The organism is Hyphobacterium sp., assembly GCF_965229905.1.
In the GTDB taxonomy this organism is placed as follows: Bacteria; Pseudomonadota; Alphaproteobacteria; order Caulobacterales; family Maricaulaceae; genus Hyphobacterium.
Genome location: NZ_OZ245930.1, coordinates 2,114,219 through 2,135,954 on the forward strand (window position 1 = coordinate 2,114,219; position 21,736 = coordinate 2,135,954).

General features: G+C 62.8%; 22 protein-coding genes and 1 other RNA gene. 19 read left to right on the forward strand and 4 right to left on the reverse strand.

Annotation, left to right across the window (positions count from 1 at the left end; all coding sequences use genetic code 11):
- The first annotated feature begins 4 nt into the window (after positions 1-4).
- From ACO08C_RS10540 to ACO08C_RS10570, 7 genes are all read left to right on the forward strand, one after another.
- Positions 5-1,462, forward strand: a complete 1,458-nt coding sequence (locus tag ACO08C_RS10540; protein WP_421785508.1) for a type II and III secretion system protein family protein — start codon at positions 5-7, stop codon at positions 1,460-1,462.
- A gap of 13 nt (positions 1,463-1,475) precedes the next feature.
- Complete coding sequence (locus ACO08C_RS10545; RefSeq protein WP_421785509.1) at positions 1,476-2,150, forward strand: CpaD family pilus assembly lipoprotein; 675 nt, start codon at positions 1,476-1,478, stop codon at positions 2,148-2,150.
- A gap of 12 nt (positions 2,151-2,162) precedes the next feature.
- Entirely contained in the window at positions 2,163-3,740 is a 1,578-nt protein-coding gene (locus ACO08C_RS10550; RefSeq protein ID WP_421785510.1) for an AAA family ATPase, read from the forward strand.
- An 8-nt stretch (positions 3,741-3,748) separates the two neighbouring features.
- Positions 3,749-5,221, forward strand: a complete 1,473-nt coding sequence (locus ACO08C_RS10555) for an ATPase, T2SS/T4P/T4SS family (RefSeq protein WP_421785511.1) — start codon at positions 3,749-3,751, stop codon at positions 5,219-5,221.
- Between the two features lie 3 nt (positions 5,222-5,224).
- Positions 5,225-6,214: a type II secretion system F family protein gene (locus tag ACO08C_RS10560; RefSeq protein ID WP_421785512.1), complete on the forward strand. Its 990-nt coding sequence runs from the start codon at positions 5,225-5,227 to the stop codon at positions 6,212-6,214.
- A gap of 9 nt (positions 6,215-6,223) precedes the next feature.
- Positions 6,224-7,201 carry a type II secretion system F family protein gene (locus ACO08C_RS10565; RefSeq protein WP_421785513.1) on the forward strand — a complete coding sequence of 326 codons (978 nt, stop codon included), beginning with the start codon at positions 6,224-6,226 and terminating at the stop codon, positions 7,199-7,201.
- A gap of 95 nt (positions 7,202-7,296) precedes the next feature.
- Entirely contained in the window at positions 7,297-7,761 is a 465-nt protein-coding gene (locus ACO08C_RS10570) for a hypothetical protein (RefSeq protein WP_421785514.1), read from the forward strand.
- On the opposite strand, the gene ACO08C_RS10575 is transcribed toward ACO08C_RS10570, so the two are convergent.
- On the reverse strand, positions 7,758-8,567 hold the full coding sequence (locus tag ACO08C_RS10575) for a tetratricopeptide repeat protein (protein WP_421785515.1): 810 nt from the start codon (positions 8,565-8,567) through the stop codon (positions 7,758-7,760). The genes ACO08C_RS10570 and ACO08C_RS10575 overlap by 4 nt on opposite strands.
- Before the next feature lie 126 nt (positions 8,568-8,693).
- On the opposite strand from ACO08C_RS10575, the gene ACO08C_RS10580 reads away from it, so the two are divergent.
- Together ACO08C_RS10580 and ACO08C_RS10585 are read left to right on the forward strand one after the other, a co-directional pair.
- On the forward strand, positions 8,694-10,052 hold the full coding sequence (locus tag ACO08C_RS10580; protein ID WP_421788708.1) for a leucyl aminopeptidase family protein: 1,359 nt from the start codon (positions 8,694-8,696) through the stop codon (positions 10,050-10,052).
- Positions 10,053-10,901 (forward strand): C40 family peptidase, encoded by an 849-nt coding sequence (locus tag ACO08C_RS10585; protein WP_421785516.1) that lies wholly within the window; start codon positions 10,053-10,055, stop codon positions 10,899-10,901. It begins immediately after the preceding gene.
- Here the strand turns inward: ACO08C_RS10585 and ACO08C_RS10590 are convergent.
- Entirely contained in the window at positions 10,898-11,632 is a 735-nt protein-coding gene (locus ACO08C_RS10590) for a c-type cytochrome (protein ID WP_421785517.1), read from the reverse strand. The two genes, ACO08C_RS10585 and ACO08C_RS10590, sit on opposite strands and share 4 nt — an antisense overlap.
- A 308-nt stretch (positions 11,633-11,940) precedes the next feature.
- Between ACO08C_RS10590 and ACO08C_RS10595 the strand changes: the two genes are divergently transcribed.
- Together ACO08C_RS10595 and ACO08C_RS10600 are read left to right on the forward strand one after the other, a co-directional pair.
- Entirely contained in the window at positions 11,941-12,480 is a 540-nt protein-coding gene (locus ACO08C_RS10595; RefSeq protein ID WP_421785518.1) for a porin family protein, read from the forward strand.
- Between the two features lie 149 nt (positions 12,481-12,629).
- The gene (locus tag ACO08C_RS10600) at positions 12,630-13,184 is read left to right on the forward strand and encodes a carboxymuconolactone decarboxylase family protein (RefSeq protein WP_421785519.1); all 555 of its coding nucleotides are present in this window, start codon (positions 12,630-12,632) and stop codon (positions 13,182-13,184) included.
- On the opposite strand, the gene nudC is transcribed toward ACO08C_RS10600, so the two are convergent.
- On the reverse strand, positions 13,181-14,074 hold the full coding sequence (gene nudC / locus ACO08C_RS10605; RefSeq protein WP_421785520.1) for an NAD(+) diphosphatase: 894 nt from the start codon (positions 14,072-14,074) through the stop codon (positions 13,181-13,183). The genes ACO08C_RS10600 and nudC overlap by 4 nt on opposite strands.
- 134 nt (positions 14,075-14,208) lie before the next feature.
- On the opposite strand from nudC, the gene ACO08C_RS10610 reads away from it, so the two are divergent.
- From ACO08C_RS10610 to recR, 8 genes are all read left to right on the forward strand, one after another.
- A complete protein-coding gene (locus tag ACO08C_RS10610; RefSeq protein WP_421785521.1) occupies positions 14,209-15,006 on the forward strand; it encodes a diacylglycerol/lipid kinase family protein in 798 nt (265 codons plus the stop codon).
- Positions 15,003-15,782 (forward strand): metallophosphoesterase family protein, encoded by a 780-nt coding sequence (locus ACO08C_RS10615; protein WP_421785522.1) that lies wholly within the window; start codon positions 15,003-15,005, stop codon positions 15,780-15,782. The genes ACO08C_RS10610 and ACO08C_RS10615 overlap by 4 nt, the downstream gene beginning before the upstream one ends.
- A 51-nt stretch (positions 15,783-15,833) precedes the next feature.
- Positions 15,834-16,034, forward strand: coding sequence for a hypothetical protein (locus ACO08C_RS10620; protein ID WP_421785523.1), 201 nt, complete (start codon positions 15,834-15,836; stop codon positions 16,032-16,034).
- Between the two features lie 81 nt (positions 16,035-16,115).
- Complete coding sequence (locus ACO08C_RS10625; protein WP_421785524.1) at positions 16,116-17,684, forward strand: vWA domain-containing protein; 1,569 nt, start codon at positions 16,116-16,118, stop codon at positions 17,682-17,684.
- A gap of 45 nt (positions 17,685-17,729) precedes the next feature.
- Positions 17,730-17,827: signal recognition particle sRNA small type (ffs, locus tag ACO08C_RS10630), an RNA gene on the forward strand.
- Positions 17,828-17,857: 30 nt separating this feature from the next.
- On the forward strand, positions 17,858-19,597 hold the full coding sequence (locus tag ACO08C_RS10635; protein ID WP_421785525.1) for a DNA polymerase III subunit gamma/tau: 1,740 nt from the start codon (positions 17,858-17,860) through the stop codon (positions 19,595-19,597).
- Positions 19,594-19,917 (forward strand): YbaB/EbfC family nucleoid-associated protein, encoded by a 324-nt coding sequence (locus ACO08C_RS10640; RefSeq protein ID WP_421785526.1) that lies wholly within the window; start codon positions 19,594-19,596, stop codon positions 19,915-19,917. The genes ACO08C_RS10635 and ACO08C_RS10640 overlap by 4 nt, the downstream gene beginning before the upstream one ends.
- A 5-nt stretch (positions 19,918-19,922) precedes the next feature.
- Positions 19,923-20,528, forward strand: coding sequence for a recombination mediator RecR (gene recR, locus ACO08C_RS10645; protein WP_421785527.1), 606 nt, complete (start codon positions 19,923-19,925; stop codon positions 20,526-20,528).
- A gap of 16 nt (positions 20,529-20,544) precedes the next feature.
- Here recR and ACO08C_RS10650 read toward each other — a convergent pair whose 3' ends face one another.
- Positions 20,545-21,675 (reverse strand): GNAT family N-acetyltransferase, encoded by a 1,131-nt coding sequence (locus ACO08C_RS10650; RefSeq protein ID WP_421785528.1) that lies wholly within the window; start codon positions 21,673-21,675, stop codon positions 20,545-20,547.
- Between the last annotated feature and the right edge of the window lie 61 nt (positions 21,676-21,736).

Genomic DNA, 21,736 nt, shown 5'->3' on the forward strand with positions numbered 1-21,736 from the left:
GATGATGCTACGCGCCCTGATCTCCGCCCTGATACTGGCCTTACCCGCCGGTCCGGCGATTGCGCAGTCTGCCACCGGCTCAACCACGATGCAGGTGTATATCACCCGCACCGGCGATGCGCCGGCGTCCGAAGTGCTTGACCTTCCGCTGTCCAAGGCCGCGATCATTCACCTGCCCGTCGATGCCGCCGATGTCCTTGTTACCAATCCGGAAGTCGCCGATGCCGTGATCCGGACGCCAACACGGGCTTACCTGCTGGGTCAGTCGATCGGTCAGACGAATGCGTTTTTCTTCGACGCGCAAGGCAATCTCATCCTGGATCTCGATATCCGCGTGGAGCGCGACATGCGGGCGCTCCAGGAAGCGCTGAACCGTTTTCTGCCGGACCGCCGCGTCTACGCGGAAGCCATGAACGACAATATCGTGCTGTCCGGTTCGGTGCGCAGTGCGGCGGAAGCCGACACCGCCCTGCAGCTGGCGCGCCGCTGGACGGACGATCCGGAAAACGTCCTGTCCATGCTGGCGATCGAAGGCCGCGAACAAGTCATGTTGTCGGTACGGATCGTCGAAATGCAGCGTACGATCGTGCGGCAGCTGGGCATCAATTTGTCGACAGCCGGACAAAGCGGCGATGTCGCGTTCAATATTGCCACGGAACAGGAATTCTCTCTGGTGGGCCGTGCATTAAGCGGGCTGTCCGGCTCGTTCAACTACACCAATCCCGGCGGCGGCGTCTTCAATACGGCCGGTGCGCTTATTCAGGCATTGGAACGGGTCGGGCTGGTCCGTACCCTGGCGGAACCAAATCTGACAGCGATTTCCGGCGAAGCCGCGAATTTCCTGGCTGGCGGAGAGTTCCCGGTGCCGGTCGGCCGCGACCGCGACGGCAATATCATCGTCGAATACAAGCAGTTCGGTGTCGGGCTAGGATTTACACCGGTGGTCTTGTCGGAAGGCCGGATCTCGCTGCGGATCTCGACCGAGATTTCCGAGCTGACCAACCAAGGTTCCCTCGAGCTGGGCGCACAGGAAGTCACTGACGATCAGGGCAATGTGATCGGTACGATCCCGGGCCTGCAGATCCCGGGGCTGAACGTCAATCGGGCTGAAACCACCGTTGAGTTGCCATCGGGTGGCAGCCTCGTGCTGGCCGGCCTGATCCAGGAAGAAACGCGGCAGAATCTGGACGGTGTGCCGGGTATTCAGAATTTGGCGGTGCTGGGCGCCCTGTTCCGGAGCCGCGACTTCGAAAACCGGGAAACCGAGCTGGTCGTGCTGGTGACGCCCTATCTGGTCGACCCGATCGCCCAGAATGAAGCTGCGACACCGGCCGACGGCTTCCGGAATGTGAGTGAGCTGGAAACGCTGTTCCTCGGAAATATCAACCGTGCATACGCCGTGCCGGGCGCGCGAACCGAAGGCCGGAGCTGGTCGGGCCCGATCGGCTTCATCATGGACTAGGGGAGAGACTGCGATGAAATTTTCAACACTTGCTCTTGTCTTGGCCCCGGCGCTTTTGACCGCCGCCTGTGCATCCTATCCGGCGACGACCAATGCCATCGGATTTCCGGAAGCGCGGCCGGTCCTGGATACCGCGCGCATGGACCTTTTGGTCGATCCCGCTGCGAATGGCCTGCTTTGGTCCCAGATGGGCGCGTTCGGGGTTTTCGTGGATCATTACAAGTCGAACGGTCACGGACCGATCATTCTCTCCTATCCCGATGGCGGAGCAGAAGATCGCGCCGCGCAAGGCGCCATGGCGGAGCTGCGGAACTTCCTCGATTCTCAAGGCGTGACAGCGCGGTATACCGAGGAAGGTCCGTATGACGCGACCGGTATGGGTAATCCGCCGGTGATTGTCAGCTATCTGCACTATGTGACTGAGATGCCTGCGGAATGCAGTGAGCGCCGCTGGGATGATCTTGCCCGCGAGAGACTGAATGACGGCTATTCCGGGTTTGGCTGCTTCATGGCGCAAAACCGTGCCGCGATGATCGGCGATCCATACCATCTCGCCGGACCGACAGATCACGATGCGCCGGACCAGGCCCGCCGCCAGACGGTTCTCGACACCTATCGCCGGGGCGAACCGACCGCCACGCAACGCCGCGAGGACGAAAGCGGCGCGGTCTCTTCGGCAGTGGATTAAGGCTGGACGATCATGGCTGAACCGCAAGCATACGATGACGATTTCCTGGACGAGGACGATTTGCTCGATCCGGCGGAAGTCGAGCGCCGCCTGACCGGCGATGCAGACGGCGAATTCGAGGAATTCGGCGATTCCGATGGCTTTGAGGCTGATAGCTACAGTGCGGATGATTCGGAGGAACCGGCGGATGTCATTGATGAGCCCGAGCCGGCGCCGCCCGCGATGACTCCGGAGGGCGGCAGCCGCCCGTTTGGTTCGCAAGCCGGCGCGGCCCCGGCCCGCGAAGCCTGGCAGGAGACCGAAGCGGAGCCGGCCGCCTCGCCGTTCGACGATATCGATTTGGGGCATTTCGGTCCGGAGCTCGCCAGCCCGCTGGCGGGCGAAGTCGATGACGATATTCCCGATCAGCCGATTCCGCGGATCACCATTCATGCTTTTTGCGAACGGCCGGAAAGCGGCGCGCTCGTTCATAACGCGGCGAACGACCGCCGCCTGTCGAAAGCCCATGTCGAGGTCGAATTGGGCGGGCTGCCCGCGGCGATCGAGCGCTTCACGCACCAGGCGACGCCCGATCTTCTGATCATCGAGACCGGCATGCGCGGGCAGGGACTTTTCGATCAACTCGAAGAGCTGGCCGGAGTTTGCGATCCCGACACCAAGGTCATCATCATCGGCGCGGCCAACGATATTTCGCTCTACCGCGAGCTCATCAAGCGCGGCGTGAGCGAATACCTCGTGCCGCCGATGTCGCCGCTGCATCTGATCCGAACGATCTCAGGGCTCTATCTCGATCCCGAGGCGCCCTTCGCCGGCAAGACGGTGGCGTTTATCGGCGCCAAGGGCGGTGTCGGGGCGTCGACCATTGCGCACAATACGGCGTGGTGCATTTCGGAGAACGCCCAATCGGACTGTGTGCTCGTGGACATGGATCTGTCCTTCGGCACGGCGGGGCTCGATTTCAATCAGGATCCGGCCCAGACGCTGGGCGATGCGCTGGCCGATCCGGAACGGCTGGATGAAGCGCTGCTCGATCGTCTGCTGGTGCGTTGCACCGAGCGGCTGTCGCTGTTCTCGGCGCCGGCAACGCTGGACAAGGATTGGGATTTCGGTCCCGAAGCCTATGAAACCGTTCTGGAAATCGTACGGCGGCAAGCGCCATTCATTGCGCTGGATCTGCCGCACACCTGGTCGCCCTGGGTGCGCCAGACCATCCTCACCGCCGATCAGGTCGTGGTGACGGTCACGCCGGAACTGGCCTCGCTGCGCAATGCCAAGAATTTGTTCGACCTGGTGCATGCCTCGCGCCCGAATGACGAGCCGCCGAAAGTGGTGGTCAATATGGCGGGTATCGCGAAGCGGCCGGAAATTCCGGTGAAGGATTTTGCCGATGCGTTGGGTGTCCAGCCGACTTTGGTCCTGCCTTTCGAACCGCAGCTTTTCGGCAAGGCCGCCAATGACGGCCAGATGATCGCGGAGGTGGATCCGAAATCGAAGGCCGCCGAAGGCTTTGCGCACCTCGCCGCGATGCTGTCCGGCCGGGCCGCGCCGACACGCAAGCGGGGCCTCCTCGGAGGCCTGTTTGGAAAGTGATCTGAGCCATGTTCGGTAAGCGAGACGCCATCGCAACGCGACCAGACCCGAAGCCGGCCCCTGCGCCGGCTTCTGCTGCGCCTGCGGTCCGGCCCAAGCCTGCGCCGAAACCGGTCGAAAAGCCCGCGCCGAAACCGGCTGCTGCGATGGGTCCCAAACAGGCTCCCAAGGTGAAGCCGGTCGCTTCGACGGCGGATACGCAGCGGACCGACGAGTATTATGCGATCAAGACGACGATCTTCAACGCGCTGATCGACACGATTGATCTGGGCGCGCTGGCGCAACTCGATAACGAGACGGCGGCGGAGGAAATCCGCGACATCGTCACCGAGATTATCTCGATCAAGAATGTTGCGATGTCGATCGCCGAGCAGGAACGCCTGCTGCAGGACATCTGCAACGACGTTCTGGGTTATGGCCCGCTGGAGCCCTTGCTGGCTCGTGACGACATTGCCGACATCATGGTCAACGGTGCGGGCGATGTGTTCATCGAAGTCGGTGGGCGGGTCGAGAAGACCAATATCCGCTTCCGCGACAATGGCCAGCTGATGAATATCTGCCAGCGCATTGTGAGCCAGGTCGGCCGCCGGGTCGACGAGGCGAGCCCGATCTGCGATGCGCGCCTGGCGGACGGTTCGCGGGTCAATGTGATTGCCCCGCCGCTGGCGCTGGACGGTCCGACGCTCACCATCCGGAAATTCAAGAAAGACAAGCTGCGGATGGCGAATCTGGTCGAGTTCGGCTCGATCTCGCCGGAGGGCGCCAAAGTTCTCGAGATTATCGGCGCCTCGCGATGCAATGTGCTGATCTCCGGCGGTACCGGCTCGGGTAAGACCACTCTGCTCAACTGCATGACCGGGTTCATCAGCGAGGAAGAGCGGATCATCACCTGCGAGGATGCCGCGGAACTCCAACTGCAGCAGCCGCATGTGGTGCGCCTGGAGACCCGTCCCAAGAATCTTGAAGGATCGGGCGAGGTCACGATGCGGGATCTCGTCAAGAACTGCCTGCGGATGCGTCCGGAGCGCATCATTGTCGGCGAGGTGCGCGGACCGGAAGCGTTCGACCTCCTGCAGGCGATGAATACCGGCCATGACGGGTCGATGGGCACGTTGCACGCCAACAGCCCGCGCGAAGGCCTGTCGCGGGTCGAGTCGATGATCACGATGGGCGGTTACAACCTGCCGTCCAAGACGATTCGCGAAATGATTGCCGGGTCTATCGATATCGTGATCCAGGCGGCGCGGATGCGCGATGGCTCGCGCAAGATCACCCATATCAGCGAAGTCATGGGGATGGAGGGCGATGTCATCATCACCCAGGACCTGATTGTCTTCGAGATTGAGGGTGAAGACGAAAACGGGCGGATCACCGGGGCCCACAAATCCACCGGTATTGCGCGGCCACGTTTCTGGGATCGCGCGCGCTATTACGGCCTGGAACGCGAGCTGGCGACCGCGCTCGACGCGGCGGAAAGCTAGCCGATGAGCGGACAGTTGCCCCTTCTGTTTGCAGCGATCGCGGCGTTTATCGCGGTTGGCGGCATTGGCTGGGTCGTGACGGGTACCATTGACGACGGACAGAAAGCTGCCCGGCGCAAGGCCGTGGTCGCGAATGGCGCCGGCCGCAAGCCGCGGGCGCAAGCGGTCGATCAGACCCAGCAACGCCGCAAACAGGTGGCGGAGTCGCTGAAGGAAATCGAGGACAAGCAGAAGTCCGCCAAGAAAAAGTCGCTGACGCTGAGATCGCGGATCGAGCAGGCGGGCTACAGCTTTTCGGTCCGGACCTTCTGGATTGCATCGGCCGTTCTGGGCATCGTCGGCTTTGCTGGCGCCTTTCTGACCGGCCAGAGCCTGCTGGTGTCGGCCGGAATGGCCCTGTCGACCGGGCTTGGCCTGCCCCGCTGGTATTTGGGTATGCGCCGCACCGGCCGGCAGAAGAAATTCACCGGCGAGTTTGCCAATGCCCTGGATATCATCGTGCGCGGCATCAAATCCGGCTTGCCGCTGAACGAATGTATCAAGGTGATCGCGCGCGAGGCGCCGGATCCGGTCGGATCGGAGTTCCAGAAACTTGTGGAATCCCAAGCGGTTGGTGTGTCTCTTGAAGAGGGTACAAAGCGGATGGTCGAGCGCATGCCGCTGCCGGAACTCAACTTTTTCTCCACCGTGCTGACCATCCAGGCCAAAACCGGCGGCAATCTCGCCGAGGCGCTGGGCAATCTCTCGGCCGTTTTGCGATCGCGGAAGATGATGCGGGAGAAAATCGGCGCGCTGTCATCGGAGGCCAAAGCGTCGGCGATGATTATCGGCGCACTGCCACCGGGCGTTCTGGCGATCGTCTATTTCACGACGCCGTCTTACATGACCGCGATGTTCGTTGAGCCGAAGGGTCAGCTGATGCTGCTTGGCGGCGCGATCTGGATGGGCCTCGGGATTCTGATGATGCGCGGCATGATCAATTTCAAGCACTAGGAGGCGGCGATGGATTTGCAGGACATCGCCGAACTGGTCACAAATCCGCAGGTGATCTGGGCGCTGATCGCCGCGATTGCGGTGTTTGCGACGGTCGTCACGCTAACCTCTCCGATGCTGGGTCAGAACAAGCTCGAGAAGCGCATCAAGGGGGTGCAGAACCGCAAGGAGGAGCTGCGCCGAAAGTCACGTGAGGCCATGGAGGAGGCGCATGCGTCGAAGCTGCGCGGCAAGGAAACGAAAGGCTTCGCCAAGACGGTTGTGGAAAGTCTCAACCTCCAGAAACTGTTCGAAGATCCCGATCTCAAAAACAAGCTGACGCAGGCCGGTTTCCGGGGCAATGGGCCGGTCATGACGTTTTATTTCTTCCGCCTGGCAGCACCGATCCTGCTGTTCGGCGGTGCGGCCTTCTACGTGTTCTTCGTCAATGATTTCGGGCTGCCGACGATCACCCGCTGGTGTGCCGCCGCCGGCATCGGCATGCTCGGCTATTACGCGCCCAATCTCTACCTCAAGAACGCGGCAACCAAGCGTCAGCAATCGATCATGCAGGCCTTCCCGGACGGTCTCGACCTCTTGCTGATCTGCGTCGAGGCCGGCATGTCGATCGAAGCGGCGTTCCAGAAAGTGTCAACGGAAGTCGGTGCGCAGTCGATCGAGCTGGCCGAGGAATTGTCGCTCACGACGGCCGAGCTTTCTTATCTGCAAGACCGGCGGACGGCGTATGAGAATCTGGCCAAGCGGACCAATCATCCGGGTGTGAAGGCCGTCGCAACCGCGCTGATTCAGGCCGAGCGTTACGGCACACCGCTCGGACAGGCGCTGCGGGTCATGGCCAAGGAAAACCGCGATATGCGCCTCGCCAATGCCGAAAAGAAGGCGGCGGCCCTGCCGGCGAAACTGACGGTGCCTATGATCGTCTTCTTCCTGCCGGTGCTCTTCGTGGTGATTCTGGGTCCGGCCATCATGCGCTACCAGGCGATGTAAACCTCGCTTTTCTGGCGATTAGGCTCGCCAATCCGTCCTCCCGCCGTTACAACCGCCCCATGCTTAACCGTCGCAGCAGCGTTACGCGTAGCGAGATGAACGCGATTGCCAGCCGCGCGTCCGAAGCCGCTTTGGCGGCTCTGGTGCGCTCGGATGTGCCACGTGCGCGTGACGAGCTTAGTGCCGTACCGAAGCGCGTCGAATTTGCCGAAGCGGGCTGGAAGGTCGCGCTGGTCAATGCGCTGACGGAGCTTGCCGCCGGCAAGCGCAAAAGTGGGATCAACGCGCTGACCAAGGTGTTTCAGCGGCTCGACGACACCGGGTTAAGTGCGGACGACAAGGGCTATCTGCGTTTGTTTGCGCTGTACCGCGCGATCGAACATTCCAAGGACGGCCGGGCGCCGGGCGCATTGCGCGATCACGCGGAGAATTTCCGCTTCGATACGACGCTGGTCGATCCTTTGCTTAAAGCAATGTTTCCCCTGAAACGGGTGGAAAAGAAGCCGCCGGACATACCGCCGCCGCCATTCCCGGCAGGTATGGGATCTTCGGAAGCCTAACGCGCGCCGCTATCGTCGCGGATGGCATCCCAGCGCCGACCGGTTGTCAGCATCGACCGGATATAGGCCATGTTGGCCTCGGCGGTCTGCGGGCTGACATCGACACGGGCCATCGCTTCGGCCTCGTCAAAGCGGCCCTGCAGGGCGATCACCAATGCGAGGTTCTGCCGCACGGTCGCATCGGCGTCCGGGCGTGCCATGGCTTCCCGAAGCAACCTCTCAGCCTGTTCAGCATCACCGTCGAAAGCGTATGACAGAGCCAGATTGGAGAGTACCGCTGCCTCGCCCGGCGCCAGAGCCAGGGCTTGCCGGTATTGTTCCCGCGATTGCGGGCGCAGCCCGGCCTGTTCGTAAGCAACGCCTAGCATGTTGAACACGCGCCAGTCGGCCGGGCGTGCGGCTGCCACGCGCGACAGCGATTCAATCGCTGCAGCGCCGCGTCCGCCTTCGGTCAGGGCCGCTCCGTACTCGTAATGGAGATCATTATCGTCCGGATAAAGCGCCATGGCCTGCCGTGCGACCGTGGCGGAGCGTTGTACCTGGCCAATGCGACGCAACACGCGGGACAATTCAATCGCGGCTTCGCGGTCGGCCGGGTTGAGCTCATGCGCTTCGGCCCAGAAAGCGGCCTGGGTCAACAGATCCTGGCTGCGGATCGCGTCACGCTCGGCCTGGCTTGCCGGGACGATCGAAGCGCGCTCGGAAAGGTCCTGTGCCAGCGCCTGCTCCTGCGGCGTTCGCGAGGTCGCACACGCGGTCAGGGAGAGCGCTGCCGCCAGCAGGCTGAGTTTAGACACGACACGCATGGGTCAGGTCCTTTACCAGTTGCATGTTCGCCTTAGTCTTCGCTGCGCCGGTCAAGAATGCGTTAATCTATTGATCCGGTTTGTTGGCTTGTTTGCTGATTTCTGGAGGCCATCCGCGTGACCGAAATGTTTGCCGCCCCGACCAAGAAAGCCAAGCGATTGCTGGCGGTTTCCGCGAGTCTGGCTGAATCGCTGCCGGCGAGCCTGACCGAGACGGGCCGCGCCGTGGCGAAAGCCAATGCGTTTGCCGGTGAAGCGGGCCAAATTCTTCTCTTGCCGGATGGCAGCGGCGCTGACGCCTTGCTCGGGATCGGCAATGCGGCTGATCCGTTTGCGTTCGGCGATGCCTCCAAGGTGTTGCCGGAGGGTGAGTGGGCGGTCGAGGGCGATCTCGGCGATATCGATCCGACGATGGCAATGGTCGCGTTCGGCGCCGGGGCCTATCAGTTCACGCGCTACAAGAAGGCCAGTCGGGCGCCGGCACGTCTGGCGGCCATTTCCGGTGGCGATGCCGATGAGGCGAGGCGCGTCGTCAGGTCGATCTGGCTGGCGCGCGACCTGGTCAACACGCCTGCCGGCGACATGGACCCGGCGGCACTTCAGAAAGCCGCCGAAGCGCTTGGCAAGGAGTTTGGCGCAAAGCTTCGCGCGACGGTCGGCGATGATCTGCTGGCTGAAAACTACGGCATGATCCACGCGGTGGGCCGGGCCGCGCAATGTCCGCCGCGTCTCATCGAGCTGGAATGGGGCGATGCCAAACATCCGCGCCTGGCGATCGTCGGCAAGGGTATCACCTTCGATAGCGGCGGGCTTGATATCAAGCCGGCTTCGGGCATGCGGCTGATGAAGAAGGATATGGGTGGCGCGGCCAACGCGCTAGCGCTGGCGCGGCTGATCATGGATGCCAAGCTGCCGGTCCGGCTGCATCTGCTGATCGCCGCGGCCGAGAACGCGATCAGCGGAAATGCGTTCCGTCCAGGCGATATTCTGACATCGCGGCTGGGGCTGACCGTTGAAATCGAGAACACCGATGCCGAGGGCCGTCTCGTGCTGGGCGATGCGCTTGCCAAGGCGGCGGAAAACGAACCGGACCTGATCCTCGATTTCGCGACGCTGACCGGCGCCGCCCGTGTGGCGCTGGGCCCGGAGTTGGCGCCGTTCTACACCGAGGACGACACGCTCGCGCAGCATCTCTCGGAGGGCGGGACACAGGTAGCCGACCCGGTCTGGCGCATGCCACTCTGGGACGGATATGACAAGCAGATCGACGGCACGATCTCGGATCTCAAGAATATGGGCGATGCGGGATTTGCAGGTTCGATCACGGCGGCGCTGTTTCTGCGCCGTTTCATAGCGGGCCGCCGCTGGTGCCATTTCGACATTTTCGCCTGGAATCCCAAGGACCGGCCCGGGCGGCCGGCCGGCGGCGAGATGCTGGGTTCCCGCGCGGCCTGGGCCGCATTGAAAACGCTTTATGGCAACTAGATGACCCATCCGCGCCTCCTGCCCGCCCGGCCCGACCTTGCTGCGGCGCATCTTCGCGAAGAAGTCGAGGCGGACCGTTATGTCGAGCCTGTCGACATGCAGGTGACGGCGGGCGTCACTGCCATCCGGCGCGAGCCGCGGGATGACGGTCCGATGGATACGCAAGCCCTGTTCGGCGAAGTGTTCGCGGTGCTGGAGGAGCGGGACGGCTGGGCCTGGGGCTATTCCCGGCATGACGGCTATGTCGGCTGGATCGACATGTCGGCACTGTCGCAACCGGTCACGCCCGCGACACATCGTGTCTCGGCATTGCGAACCTATCTGTTTTCCGAGCCCGATCTGAAGTCGGCGCCGCACAGCCTGCTGTCGATGAATGCCAAGATTGCCGTGGGCACGCGGCAAGGACGATTTGTCGACGCCGGCGGGCGAGGCTGGGTTTTCGAAGGGCACATTGTCCCGCTTGGCGAGCCTGCGGCGGATTTCGTCGCAGTGGCCGAGCAGTTTACGGGTGCGCCCTATCTCTGGGGTGGCAAGGAAAGCCTCGGCCTCGATTGTTCGGGCCTCGTGCAGTCGTCATTGGAGGCGGCCGGCATCATGGTATTGCGTGACACCGACATGCAGGAAGCCGAGTTTGCCCAGCGTTTCACGGCGATCGCGCACGATGCGCCGCGCCGCCGCGGGGATATCGTATTCTGGAAAGGCCATGTCGGCATCATGGTGGATGAAGAGCGGCTGTTGCACGCCAATGCCACCTATATGGCGACGATAACCGAACCGGCCGCCGAAACAGAAAGGCGCGCCACGCAAAGCGGCTCGCCTGTTACGTCCGTGATCCGGATCGGAAGCTAGTTTCCGTTATCCTCGGCGTCGTCGACTTGACCGTCTGCGGCGGCGTCATCCAGCGCGTCCATCTGGTCTTCGATATTTTCGATCGATTCGATGGCCGCAGCGCTGGCCTCGGCGCCTTCTTCGGTGAAGACATTCTCGAGCGTCGCATCCTCGACGACTTCTTCCTCGGACGGAGCCGGCGCCGGGAACGGCACTTGCGAATCGTCGAGGGTCTGAAGGTAGGCAAGAAGATCGGCACGGTCCTCATCGCCGCGGATGCCGGCGAATGCCATCGCGGTTCCGCTCATATAGCCGCGCGGATTGGCCAGGAACCCGTCAAGCGCTTCATAGGTCCAGTCGCCCGGGTATTCGGCCATGGCGCTTGAATAGGCAAAGCCGGGATAGGCTCCGATATCGCGGCCAACAACGCCCCACATGTTCGGACCTTGCAGATTTCCCGCACCCGGGGCCGCATTGTGACAAGAGACGCAGCGGCGGAAAATGCGTTCACCGGCAGAGGCGTCCGCAGCGGCCAGAAGCGTACCGAGGTCGATCGTCTCTTCTTCAATCGTGGCACCACCGGCAGTGCCGCCCAGCACGGCCTCAAGATCGATTGGATAGGCGAGGCCCGCATGTTCGTCACCGTGATCGCCTTCGGAGAACACAATGTCTCCGACAACGCCGATGACCATGACCATCAGAATGAGGCCGATAATCGCGGCTGCCACCTTGTTCCAGAAGAGATCGCCCATGCCAGTCCTCAAGATTTGATTGCGCGGTGTTTGGCACGCAGGCGCGTGTCAGGCAACCGCTTGATGTTGTCCGTGATCTACCCATGCGGCGCGCGTCCGTAAAGTGGCGCATCGTCGCGGGTTACATTGTTGTTAGGCGAAGCCAGCAGGCGGCTATATTCAGCCCGCATTCATGTGCTGCGGAAAAATCTGCGCAGCGTGAAAACAAGGACTTGAAGAGTTGGGTCTGCGTTCTCACCTCTGTGTCCGCAGCCAATCGTGGCTGCTATGATCTTAACCTGCGTCCCCCCAAACGAAAGGTATTTGAAATGTTGCGCACACTCGCTTCCGCCACGGCTCTTGCAGCTGTCGCGGCTTCCGCTTCTTTCGCCGGCCAAGGTGATTTCACGCTCGGCGGCGGCTATTCGGTCTTCGACGTTTCCGACGGCACATACGACGTGGATCTCGGCGCCGTCACGCTTCGCGGCGGTTATGAATTCACCGATTATCTCGGTGTCGAAGGCCAGCTCGACTTCGGTGTCAGCGACGACACTGTCGTGGTCGCCGGCACACCGGTCGACGTTGAGCTGAACCACGCGGCCAGCCTGTTCGGCGTGGCGCGTCTTCCAGTCTCGGAAAATGCCAACCTGTTCGCCCGCGTCGGCTATACGACGGCAGACGTTGAAGCCTCCGTTCCGGGTGTGACCTTCACCGATGACGCCGACGGCTTTGCCTATGGCGTTGGCGGCGAATTCTTCTTTGACGGCCGCAACGGCTTCCGTGCCGAATATACCCGTCACGAGCTGGACGACACCGATGCCGACGTGTTCGGCATTTCCTACGTCCGGCGCTTCGGTGCGGTCCGCTAGTCCAAGCCTACCCACCGACATCGCATGAATTTGACCGCGCTGTGATCAGCGCGGTCATTTCATTTCGGGGCCTGGTCACCATGTGAAGCGGCAGGCCGGGCGGATGCGCTGCCCGGACCGTCCAAAACAACGAAGAGGCTTGCTCCCCCATGTCCGAACTCACGGTTCACACGACTGAAACGGCGCCCGAAGCGTCGCGCCCACTTCTCCAATCGATTGAAACCAATAACGGTTTCCTGCCTAACCTCATGGGCGTACTGGCGGAATCACCTGCCACGCTTGAGGCTTACACCACGCTTTCGAAGATTTTCGACAAGTCAGATTTCTCCGCCATTGACCGTCAGGTGGTCCTGTTGACGATCAACCGTTTGAATGCGTGTCATTACTGCATGGCCGCGCATTCGACGATTGCGGGTCGCGCCGGCATGAACGCGGAGACACTGCAAGCCTTGCGCTCCGGCGATGCGCTGCCCGACAAGCGGCAGAACGCGCTGGCAGGATTCACGGCATCGGTCGTCGAAAAACGCGGCTGGGTTGGCGAGGCGGACATCGCGGCTTTCCTCGAGGCCGGTTTCAGCAAGGCCAATGTGCTCGAAGTCATTCTCGGCGCATCGCTGAAAACGATCTCGAACTATGTCAACCACATCGCCGAAACGCCGGTCGATCCGGCGTTCGAAGCGCAGACCTGGTCGAAAGCGGCCTAGCCGGCCCAGACTTCCAACAGCCGCCTGGCGATCGCGATTTTGGGCGGTATATCGGCTTCGGGGTGCGCGCCATTCAGCATGGCGCGCACCTCGTCTTTCGAGAACCAGCGCGCATCTTCGATTTCGTGCGTATCGATTGTGATGTCGACGGTTATAGCGTCGATGATCAGGCCGAGCATCAAGGACGAGGCGAAGGGCCAGGGCTGGTCTGCGATCAGCTGCGCCGTGGCCGGATCGGCAGTCAGCCCGGCTTCCTCATAGACTTCGCGGGCGGCCGCCTGAGCGATGGTTTCGCCGGGCTCCATGAAGCCGGCTAGCGCGGACCACATGCGCGGCGGCCAGCCTTCCTGCCGGCCGAGGAGGCACCAGTCATCCTTGACCACGAGCATGATCGCCACCGGATCGACACGGGGAAAATGCTCGGTGCCACAGTCGGGACAGGCGCGTTTGCGTCCAGCCTCGATCTGGCGGGTTTTCGATCCGCAATTGGAACAGAATCGATGCTTGCGGCGCCATTCGACGAGCGATCTGGCGTGCGCCAGGATTCCGGTCTCATCGATCGGCAATTGCAATGCGGCCATTCGGGTGTCGACAAAACGGGCTTCTTCCGGCGGAGCGGCGCCGGGATCGAGATCGACGACATAGAGCGGCGCTCCGTCCTCAAGGCCGAGCAGGATTGGTTCGTCGGCGTGCGGCAGTGCCAGCGCTTCTGCGAGTGGCCAGCGCAGAAGGGCGTGATCTGTTGTGATCGCGGGGCAGCCTTTAAGGAACAATATCGCGCCTGCGGCGTCCTGTTGTGCAAGCGCTGCCAGCTCGGAATCGCTCCGGCGCAGATCTTCTGCGCGATCCAGCGGTGACCCGCAAAAAGCCAGCGGCGGCAGTTGATTCATGCGATCCTCGCGGACTTGGCTTGGCGAGGTGGTATGGGGCAGCGGAACGGTCAGGTAAACCGTCCGGCAAGGAGTTGTCAGCGTTGACGCGCACAAGACTACATCTCGTATTCAATGCGCGCTCGGGAGCCTTTGTGCGCGGACTTACAATAGACGCTTTACGCAAAGCGATCGTCGATGCGGGATGGACGGTGTCCGGTGAAACCGACATCACGAGCGGTTCGGTCGATACGGCGGACATGGCCGATGCGGACGCGGTTGCCATCGCGGGCGGCGACGGAACCGTGATGGCGGTGCTCAACGCCTGCGCGGATGCGGACACGCCTCCCGTGCTCGTCTTGCCGTGCGGAACGGCCAATCTGCTGGCCCGGCACATTCACTCGACCATCGCGCTGGATGAGGTGCTGGCCGGTGCGCGGGACGCTGCCGTCAAACCGCTCGAACTGGGTGAAGCAAACGGGAAGACATTTGCGGTTGCGGCGGCAATCGGGATCTCGCCGGCCTTCGCAAGGCTGCGCGAGGAGATGCGGGACAACCGGGGTTGGCGCCGGATCCGGCGCTTCCCTGCCTATCTGGCGGCCGGGTTTCGGTCATTTTTCCGCGGTCAGTTCTATGCGAACCTGCATGACGATCTCGCACCCCGGCGGACAACCGCACTTTATGTGAGTTGTCCCGACACTCTTGTCACCGACGGCCGTTTTACGGTCCAGGGCGGGCGCATGCGCAACATTGCCGACCTCGCCGGTGGCGTCGCGCTCGCGGCGGTCCCGGGATTCCCGGAAGCCGGTCCCAATTGGATCACGGAAGCCAAACGGCTGACGGTGACGTCTCGCGGCCATGTTCCCGTGCTGCTCGATGGTGAGCCTGAACGCATGGACAGTCCCGTGGAACTTGAATTCGGAACGCGATGCGTCGATGTCATAGCAGTATGAGCCGCATTGTTCACATCGCAGACCTGCACTTCGGTGACGAGGATTCGCGTCTCGTCGACGACTTCCTGAATCGCCTTCCAGGCCTCTCTGCCGATGTCGTTGTCGTGGCCGGCGATCTTACCCAGACAGGTTCGCGCGCGGAGTTCGCTCAAGCCGCCGCTTTCTTCGGAGAGATTGATGCGCCCATTGTGCTCACGCCGGGCAATCACGACACGCCGCTGCTTAATGTCGCGACGCGGCTGACGCGGCCCTGGCGGCGGCTGCAAAAGGCGATGGGTGAGGTGGCCGACGACCGATTCCTGAACGATCGCGTGCATATCGAAAGCTTCAATTCAGCGCGGGGCGTTCAGTTCCGGCTCGACTGGTCGCTTGGCGTGGTCTCGCGCAAGAAGCTGGCGAATCCGTTGGCGGCGCTGGGCTCCAGCGCTGTTCCGACGAAGATCCTGACCGCACATCATCCGATCCTGTCACCGCTCGACAATCGCGGCCGGGCGCGCACCAAGCGGGCCCCGAAGTTCGCGCGCGAGATCGCTGCAATCGCGGATCTCACATTGACCGGTCATCTCCATCAGAGCTTTGCCTGCCCGGTGACCGCCGAAAACCGCACTGCCTGGTTTGTCGGCGCGTCCACAGCTTTCTCGTCGCGGACGCGAGAGGAGCCGGCCGGCTTCAATGTGATCGATGTTGCGGACGGTTATTTCAGCCTGACGCCGTACAGAGCCGAAAACGGCGCCTTCAAAGAAACCGATGTCTCCCGCCTCGACCGGCTTGACTAGTGCGTGCAAATGCGAGTTATTCTCATGTGATGCAGAGGTGAGGAGACGGCCATGGGCGCAGATATCCGGATAGGTGGTATTTCGTTGGACACGCGAACGGCGGCTGCCAATTCGGCGGCACGGGACTGGCTCGAAACGCAAGCCCGCGTGGCGGCCTATTGGCGTGACGTATTGGTCGATCGCAATGGCGATCTCGGGCTGATCGAGGCTCTGGATACCCATTACGCCTTTTTGCTGGCCGCAACCCGGTAGACGACTCCCCTCAGCCCGCGCCATCGCGGGACCGGTGCGGCAAATCGTGCTAGCGTGATGCCGCTAAAGGGGAGGACTGCGATGAGAGCTGGGATCTCGGGGCTGGCATGGGTTTTTAGTCTGGCGGCTGCGGCGAACGCCCAGACGACCGTCGCGCCGGTCGATCATGGCATTGAAGCCTGCCCTGCCTTTGACATCATTCAGCAACGCATTCTGGAAGTCGTCCGCGGCGTCTCTTTTGAAGACCGCGAGACCGTGGCGCCGGAGGGCGACGCGCCGGTCGCCGTTCAGTTCATCCTCGACGCGTCCGGTTCGATGGGAGCTTCCGCGGGCGCCCAGACCAAGATGGAGATTGCCCGCACGGCCTTCATCAATGCCCTTGATGTGATCGAGGATGCCAATGTCATGGCGTCGCTGCGGGCCTACGGATTTGATTCGAGTGTGGAGCATACGGCGGACGCGTCTTGCCCGAATACCGAGCGGATGACCGGCTTTACCGGCGATGACATGACGGAGTTGCGGGCTGCTGCCGCCGGACTGTCGCCCTATGGCTACACACCCATTGCGGCCAGCCTTGAAGCCGCGGCGATGGATCTGATGGAGACGGAAGCGCGCGAGCGGCTGATCGTGCTGTTGTCCGATGGTGAGGAAACATGCGGCGGTGATCCCGTTGCGATGGCGGAGACCATTCGCGGCTGGGATATCAATGTCTCGGCGTATGTGGTCGGCTTCGATCTCGATGCCGCCCAGGAAGCGCAGATGCGCGCCGTCGCGGCGGCCGCCGGCGGCCGTTATATCAACGCACCGGATGGCGAGGCTCTAGCAGAAGCCATGCGCGAGGTCGCCGGCATGACGGTCCGCCGGTCCGAGCGCGAATTGATCCGGTGCGAGAATCCGGTCCAGGGCGGATTGACGCCGGACACCGCGATACCGCTTGAGCCTGGAATCTACACGACCGGCGAATTGCTGCCGCGTGGCGAGTTCCGGTATTTCCGTATCGATACGGACGAGGGCGAGATGGGCGTCGTGCGCGGCCTGTTGCAGAGCTATGCCTATGTCGGACGGGATGATGAGGTGGAAGAATCCGGCGCTGTCCTGGGGGCGATGACGATCAGGATGCTGAATCCGGATGGCGAGCGCGCGGGCTCCGGTTTCCCGCGCGAACGCGATCTTCCGGGCACCAGCCTTACGGGTTACTATGTCGATACGACCGGCGAGGGATTCATTATCGGCGTCGGCGACAATTATGAACGCACGACGCCGCTTTCGCTGTTCGAGGTCGCGATTGAGGACGCCTCCGATCATGGCGCCGGCGATGCGGATTCAGAACAGGATGGCGAGTTTCCAACTCTTGCCGTGGGCGAATCGAGCCAAGGCCTGATCGGTCATGACGATTTGAGCGACCTCTGGCGGATCGAAACGGACGGCCCGATCGATGTCACCGTAGCGTTCGAGAACGAGGCCATGCGCCAGCAGGCGACGATTTATGATGCGGAAACCGGCCGCCGCCTCCGGCGCGAACGGGCCCAAACCGGTGCCCGATCCTATGCCATTGAAGCCACCGGCCCGGTGCTGGTGGAGATCATGACCGCCGAGCCTCGCCTCGCTTCGCGGCACAGCCGGTATGTGATCAGCGTTAGCGGGCGCTGACTCCGCGCCCTTGCGGAGCCGGACCGAAAGGCCGATATTGGTCGTGGAAGACCGGCGCGGACGGACGCCTCGCCAACCCGGTCAGGTCCGGAAGGAAGCAGCCGTAACGAGTTTTGCTCCGGGTCGCTGTCCGGTCTTCCACCTTCATCCGGAATCAGACCAGACACGGTGATATGGACGACGCGCCCGAACAGATGACGGACACCGATCCGGGGCCGTCTCTGGGGCTCGATCTTCCGGAGCAGAGCGCCGGCTATCAGGTGCTGGCACGAAAATACCGTCCGACACGATTTGAAGACCTGATCGGCCAGGAAGCGATGGTGAGAACGCTCACCAATGCTTTCAAAACCGGCCGGATTGCGCATGCCTACATGCTCACGGGCGTGCGCGGAGTCGGCAAGACAACGACGGCGAGGCTGATCGCGCGGGCGCTGAATTACCTGACCGATGATGTCGACGCGCCGTCGATCGCGCTCGAGCCGCCGGGTGAACACTGTGCGGCGATCCAGAAAGGCAATCATGTCGATGTCATGGAGATGGACGCGGCGTCGCGTACCGGTGTCGGCGATATCCGCGAGATTCTCGAGGGTGTTCGTTATGCGCCGGTGTCCGCGCGCTACAAGGTCTATGTGATCGACGAAGTTCACATGCTGTCGAATTCGGCATTCAACGCGCTTTTAAAGACGCTGGAAGAGCCGCCGCCGCACGTCAAGTTCATCTTCGCGACGACGGAAATCCGGAAAGTGCCGGTGACGGTTCTGTCGCGCTGCCAGCGCTTCGACCTGAAGCGTGTGGACCGCGAAGTATTGACCGCGCATTTGGCAAGGATTGCGAAGACCGAAGGCGCCGATATCGAGACAGACGGGCTCGCCTTGATCGCGCGCGCCGCCGAAGGTTCGGTGCGCGATGCGCTGTCGCTGCTCGATCAAGCCATCGTTCAGGGCGAGGAGGGGCCGGTCAGCGCGCTTCAGGTCCGCGACATGCTGGGACTGGCAGATCGGGCGCGGGTGCTCGACCTGCTCGAAGCGGCCCTCGCGGGCGATCATGCGAAGGCGCTCGGCGAATTGGCCTCGCTCTATGATTCCGGTGGCGATCCCGCCGTCATCACGCGCGACTGCCTCGACTATGTGCACGCCGTCACCCGCATCAAGGCTGCGGGGCCGGATACCGATCTGGCCGAAGCCAAGGAGACCGTGGCGCGCTTGGCGGCGCTGGCCGAAAACCTGTCGATTGCCCAGCTGACGCGGCTCTGGAAAATTCTGCTGACCGGACTGGAGGATGTGCGCCGCGCACCCGATCCGCTGACAGCGGCGGAAATGACGCTGTTGCGGCTGGGATCGGCCGCCTCGCTGCCGTCGCCGGAAGACGCGGCCAAATTACTGCGCGGGGAGGGGGAGGCTGCGCCGGCGGCCCCAAAGCCTGAACCGGCGCCCGCGCCGGAGCCCGCCCCGGTCGCTGCACAGGAGGTGGCGCCGTCCGAAGCGGCGGCTCCGCTGGACGATGCGCCGCAATCGCTGGACGATCTTTACGACGCGATGGCCGATCGCGCCGATGCGCATTTGCGTTCGGACGTGATGCGTTTTGTGCGGCCGATCTCGTTCAAGCCCGGCAAGATCGTGTTTGAGCCTGCCGAACATGCGCCGCCGGATCTCGCGCAACGCTTGGCGAAATGGCTGCAGGACAAGACCGGCACGACCTGGGCCGTGCTGCCGACGCATGACTCACGGGGCGGGGAAACGCTGCGCGAGCGGCAGCAGCGTGAAGAACGGGAGCATCTCGAGCGCGTGGCGCGCGATCCGGCCATTGCCAGAGCCCTGCAATTGTTCCCGGGGGCGGAAATTGTATCGGTAACGAAACCCGCTCAATCAGCGGAAGAAGATGAAATCCCGCCGAGTGCGAAAGGCCAGTCATGAAAGACCTGATGGGATTGATGAAGCAGGCGCAGGAGCTGCAAAAGCGCATGCAGGAGGCGCAGGCCCAGCTCGATCAGGAAGAGGCGGTCGGCGAATCCGGGGCGGGTCTGGTCCGCGTCACCCTATCGGCCAAGGGTGATATGAAGTCGATCGAGCTGGATCCTTCCATCCTCGTCGCCAGCGAGAAGGAAGTGGTCGAGGACCTCATCGCGGCCGCTCATGCCGATGCCCGGCGCAAGGCCGAAGAAGTGCAGGCGCGCGTGATGAAAGACGCGGCGGGCGGCATGCCCATGCCGCCCGGCTTTTCCTTTCCGGGATAGGCGCCGTGTCGACCCATTCCGCCGGACCGGAAATCGAACGCCTCATTCAATTGCTGGCCAAGCTGCCCGGTCTCGGGCCGCGTTCGGCGCGGCGTGTGGCGCTGCATCTCCTGAAAAAGCGCGAGGCGCTGATGGGGCCGCTCGCGGACGCACTGTCTGACGCGGCGGACAAGATCTCCGCGTGCTCGACCTGCGGAAATCTCGACGTGTCCGATCCTTGTGCGATTTGCGCGGCACCGGGCCGCGACCCGTCTGTGATCTGTGTCGTGGAGACCGTCGGGGATATCTGGGCGCTGGAGCGCGCTGCAGCTTTCAAGGGACGGTATCACGTGCTCGGCGGCGTGTTGTCACCCCTCGACGGTATACGTCCGGAGGACCTCAATATCGGCCAGCTGCTCGATCGGGCTGCGGCACCGGAGATCACGGAAATTGTCCTGGCGCTCAATGCCACTGTCGATGGACAGACGACGGCGCATTATCTGTCCGACCGCCTCGAAACACTGGATGTGACGATCACCAGCTTGGCCCGCGGTGTGCCGGTCGGCGGCGAGCTCGATTATCTCGATGACGGGACTTTGGCGGCGGCTTTCAAGTCACGCCGACCAGCCTAGCGGCAAGTGATACAGCTCAAGCCGGGCCGGGTAGGTTCACGAAGCCCTTGGCAAAAGTTGCAAGGCGGGGCCCGAGTCGTGGCTCGAACGCACTGACCTGCGACCACCGCCGCCGCATGCGGGCCGGAAGTTGGCCCAGCCTGCCGGGCAAGCGGCCGGCAACGGCTTCAGCCATATCCCAGCTCTTCAGCCCGAGCGCGGCGAGACCCGGGGCTGTTAAGCGGCCGGCATCGAGCGGGACTTCATAGGAGGCGTAATAGGTCTTGTAGTGCGTCCCGCCCCGCCCGAGATCGACGCGCGTGATTTTCTGCTCGGGCGCCGCCCGGAATATCTCATGCAGCAAGAGCAGGCCCGGCGAGACTTTCGCGAAACGTTCGTCATAGGCCGGGAACCAGGAGTGATAGAGATCGCCGGCGCGCAGGCCGAATTCGATCGCGGCCAGATCATCGCCGAGCCACAAGGCGTAAACCTCACCGCGGAATGCCGGATCGTCCAAAGCGGCGAGGTGTTCCAGAAGGCGTTTTGCCCAATGGATGCCAAACACGTCCAGCTTGCCGGTTTCGGCGTATTGCGTTGATTTCCAGCGCACCAGGGTCTCGAAAAGCCGGCCGTCCGGGTCGCCGGCCTGAAGCCGCACCGGGCCAAAGTCGCGTTCCGCATTGCGGCGGCGGCGTTCCATATTCTTGAACTGCGATTTGTGCAAAGCCTTGCGCGCCGCAAAATAGGCTTCGGGTCCGTCCGACAAATCGACGACCACCGATCCGTCCCGTTCACGGCCTGTGCCGCCTGGCTCGGCGGAGCCGCTCCACCAGTTTTCGAACGCTAGGAATCCGGCGCCGAGTTGGGATAACAGGGCGGTTGCGCCGATCGATGTGCCTGGCCGGGCGATAATGCCTTGGTAGTCCGACATTGGCGCGCCAACCGGGCGGATTCCCTGGCCGCGCTTGTGATGAGCAAAATAACCTGCGTCCTCGCCATTCTCGGTGATCACGGCGATGCGCACATCTTCCCGCACGGCGCCGACGGCTTCGGCGAAGTCGGGCAGGAGGTAGGGGCTGACCGGCTGGCCATCCGGGCAGGCCCAGCTCCGCCATTGCGCGCGCTGGGCGTCTGTCAGGTCGCGGATCGATATGTTCGTCACGCGCATCGCGCTTCTCCTGCTGGTCCAGTCGCGGCCATGCGGTGCTGATGACCGCTTTGTCACTGGA